Source organism: Gordonia sp. (in: high G+C Gram-positive bacteria), assembly GCF_049299075.1.
GTDB lineage: Bacteria > Actinomycetota > Actinomycetes > Mycobacteriales > Mycobacteriaceae > Gordonia.
This window is the reverse complement of record NZ_JBAQWU010000042.1, coordinates 1-3,586: the sequence shown is the minus strand read 5'-3', so window position 1 is coordinate 3,586 and position 3,586 is coordinate 1. Positions and strand designations below refer to the sequence as shown.

General features: G+C 68.1%; 4 protein-coding genes. 2 read left to right on the top strand and 2 right to left on the bottom strand.

Features of this window, described 5'->3' with window-relative positions; translation table 11 throughout:
* A partial coding sequence (locus tag WAW85_RS01540; RefSeq protein WP_422557901.1) for a YeiH family protein occupies positions 1–881 on the top strand: 881 nt, incomplete at its 5' end.
* A gap of 80 nt (positions 882–961) precedes the next feature.
* Entirely contained in the window at positions 962–1,876 is a 915-nt protein-coding gene (locus WAW85_RS01535) for a D-isomer specific 2-hydroxyacid dehydrogenase family protein (protein WP_422557902.1), read from the top strand.
* Between the two features lie 6 nt (positions 1,877–1,882).
* On the opposite strand, the gene WAW85_RS01530 is transcribed toward WAW85_RS01535, so the two are convergent.
* Both WAW85_RS01530 and WAW85_RS01525 read right to left on the bottom strand, forming a co-directional pair.
* Entirely contained in the window at positions 1,883–2,305 is a 423-nt protein-coding gene (locus tag WAW85_RS01530; protein ID WP_422557900.1) for a DUF779 domain-containing protein, read from the bottom strand.
* Positions 2,306–2,376: 71 nt separating this feature from the next.
* Positions 2,377–3,586: aldehyde dehydrogenase family protein (locus WAW85_RS01525; protein WP_422557899.1), on the bottom strand; the 1,210-nt coding region annotated here is incomplete at its 5' end.

Sequence of the window (3,586 nt, the reverse complement as noted above, 5' to 3'; positions counted from 1 at the left end):
GCCCACTGCTGATCGCCATCGTGGCCGGCATCGTCGTGGGGAATGCGCGCCCGCTCGGCCCGCGGTACACGCCCGGGCTGGCGATCGCCTCGCGGCAGGTGCTGCGCGTGGGAGTGGCGCTCCTCGGACTGCAGCTGGTGTTCGGCGAGATCTTCGGCCTCGGGGCCGGGGTGCTCGTCCTGATTGTGGCGACCGTGGGGCTGAGCCTCGGTGGGTCGTGGTGGATCGGACGACTACTCGGTGTACGCCGCGAGCAGCGCTTACTGATTGCCTGCGGAACGTCGATCTGCGGTGCGGCGGCCGTCGCGGCGGTCGCCGGATCGAGCGATTCCGACGACGACGATGTGGCGACCGCGATCGGAACCGTGGTGGTCTTCGGGACGGTCCTGATGGGGCTGATCCCGCTCTCGGTGCAGGTATTCGGACTGGGGCCGGACGTCGGTGGCATCTGGGTGGGCGCGGCCATTCACGAGGTGGCGCAAGTGGTCGCGGCTGGCGGGGCGATCGGCTCGGGCGCACTGGCCGTTGCGGTGGTCGTGAAGCTCGGACGCGTGCTGATGCTGGCTCCGGTGCTGACGGTGATCAGCGTGCGGCAGCGCGCGTCGTCATCGTCGGGACCGCGTCCGCCGTTGGTTCCGCTGTTCATCGTCGGGTTCCTCGGGTGCGCCGCCGTCCGCTCGGCCCAGGTGCTGCCCGCGCCGGCGCTCCTGGCGGCCGGTCAGGTGCAGGTCGCGCTCCTGAGTGCCGCCATGTTTGCTCTCGGCGCGGGCGTCCGACTCGCCGCACTGCGCGCCGTGGGTCCGCGCCCCATCGCGCTCGGCGCACTCGGTGCGGCCTGGATCGCCGCGGTGGGTCTGGTGGGCGCCCTGCTACTGGCCTGATAAGCAGGGAGTATCGGCCACGCGCCCGACGACGACCGGGGCGATGGCGTAAACCTGAGGGCATGAACGATCCTGCGGGCATGAACGCGCCGCTGCCCGTCGCTATCGAACCCGCGCCCGATCCGCACCTGGTCGACGCGGTCGAGTCCAGTGGGGGCACCGTAGTGACGCTCGATCGCGCGCGGGCGCTGGTGTGGCACGGCCCGCCGCACGACTTCCCGAACCTCCCCGATGCGGTGGAATGGGTGGCGCTGCCGTTCGCGGGGATCGAGGCGTACTACACCTCGGGGGCGATCGACGACCGCCGATTGTGGACCAACGCCTCGGGCTTCTATGCCAGAGGCTGCGCCGAACACGCCCTCGCCCTGCTACTGGCCGGACTGCGTCAGATCAATACGTCGCTCATGCTCGGCTGGAACACCGACGTGATCCCGCCCGCGGTGCGCAGCCTGCATGACGCCACTGTCGCGATCATCGGCGCCGGCGGTATCGGCCGGGAACTCGCGCCGCGGCTGGCAGCGTGTGGTGCCACGGTTCTCGCGGTCAACAGGTCCGGGACGCCGATCGACGGCGCCGACCGCACCGTGCCGTCCACCGAGATCGAGGACGTGCTCGCTGCCGCCGACCACGTGGTGCTCGCTGCGCCGTCGACAGCGCAGACGCATCACCTGATCAACGACCGCACCCTGGCACTACTCAAACCGCACAGCTGGATCGTGAACGTCGCCCGCGGCGAACTGATCGATCAGGCGGCGCTTGCCCGCGCGCTGCGCGCCGGGACCATCGCCGGGGCGGCGCTCGACGTCACCGACCCCGAACCGCCATCCGACGACGATCCGCTGTGGGCCCTGCCGAACGTGATCATCACGCCGCATATCGCGAACCCGACGCCGGGCCTGACCCGCGAGATGGCGCCGTTTCTCGCCGAGAATGTGCGACGCTTCATCGCCGGTGACCCGCTGATCTCCGTCGTCGATCCGGCCCGCGGGTACTGATCGGTGTTATGCGCCGAGGTCGGCGCCGGTCTGCGGGGGCGAGGCGGCCAACGCTGTCTGCTCGTCGTCGGTAAAAACGCGCGCGCGGGAGAGAAAGCGCACGCCCTCGGGGGCTTCGAGGGAAAAACCCGCACCGCGGCCAGGCACCACGTCGATGATCAGCTGGGTGTGCTTCCACACGGTGAATTGCTCACCGCTGATCCACACCCGGACCGACGGCAGCGGATCGGGCAACTCGAGCTCCCCGACCAGCACATCACGCTGTCCGATGCGGTAGTCGCCGACCGGATAACACATGGGAGCCGAGCCGTCGCAGCACCCGCCGGACTGATGCATCATTAGCGGCCCGTGCAGTTCGGTCAGTTTGGTCAGCAGTGCACGGCCGTCCTCGGTCGCGGTGACCCGCTCCGGTGCGGTGATGTCAGACATCGTCGTACTCCTCTCTCGATCCCCCAACGCGAATGCGCCCCGGAGCGTGAACTCCGGGGCGCGGTCGGTGTTTAGAAGAAGCCCTTCGGCTCACCCGCGTAGCCGACCAGCAGCGCCTTGGTCTGCTGGTAGTGCGAGAGCATCATCAGGTGGTTCTCGCGGCCGATACCGGAGCTCTTGTACCCGCCGAAGGCGGCGTGCGCCGGGTAGTCGTGGTAGGTGTTCGTCCACACCCGGCCGGCCTGGATATCGCGGCCCGCCCGGTAGGCGACGGTGCCGTTACGGCTCCACACGCCGGCGCCCAACCCGTAGAGGGTGTCGTTGGCGATGGAAATGGCGTCGTCGTAGTCGGTGAAGCTGGTGACCGCGAGCACCGGTCCGAAGATCTCCTCCTGGAAAATCCGCATATCGTTACGGCCCCGGAAGACGGTCGGCTGGATGTAGTAACCGCCAGCCAGGTCGCCGTCGAGATGCTCCACATCGCCGCCGATGAGCACCTGTGCGCCCTCGTCTCGGCCGATCGTCAGATACGACTTGATCTTCTCGAACTGGTCGCTGGAGGCCTGCGCGCCCATCATCGTGTCGGTGTCGAGCGGATTGCCCCGCTTGATCTTGCCGACCCGCTCGACGGCCTGCTCCAGGAAGTCCTCGTAGATACCTTCTTGAATCAGCGCGCGGCTCGGGCAGGTGCAGATCTCGCCCTGGTTGAGCGCGAACATGCTGAAGCCCTCGAGGGCGCGCTGCAGGAAGCCGTCGTCGGCGCTCATCACATCGTCGAAGAAGAGGTTGGGGCTCTTACCGCCGAGCTCCAGGGTCACCGGGATCAGGTTCTCCGAGGCGTACTGGGCGATCAGCCGGCCGGTGGTGGTCTCACCGGTGAAGGCGATCTTCCGGATGCGGTTGCTGGAGGCCAGCGGCTTGCCCGCCTCCACGCCGAAGCCGTTCACGACGTTGATCACGCCAGCCGGCAGGACCTCGCTGAGCAGGCTCATCAAGTACAGGATGGACGCCGGGGTCTGTTCGGCTGGCTTGAGTACCACGCAGTTGCCTGCGGCCAGCGCCGGAGCGAGCTTCCAGACGGCCATCAGGATCGGGAAGTTCCACGGGATGATCTGCCCGACCACGCCGAGTGGCTCATGGAAGTGGTAGGCGACGGTGTTCTCGTCGATCTCGGAAATGCCGCCTTGCTGGGCGCGGATAACGCCAGCGAAGTAGCGGAAGTGGTCGATGGCGAGCGGGATGTCGGCGGCCAGGGTCTCGCGGACAGCCTTGCCGTTTTCC

What these genes read in the sequence shown, in the direction of transcription:
- WAW85_RS01530 (WP_422557900.1), bottom strand. Translation starts at nt 2,305, where the DNA reads ATGTCTGACATCACCGCACCGGAGCGGGTCACCGCGACCGAGGACGGC.
- WAW85_RS01535 (WP_422557902.1), top strand. Translation starts at nt 962, where the DNA reads ATGAACGCGCCGCTGCCCGTCGCTATCGAACCCGCGCCCGATCCGCAC.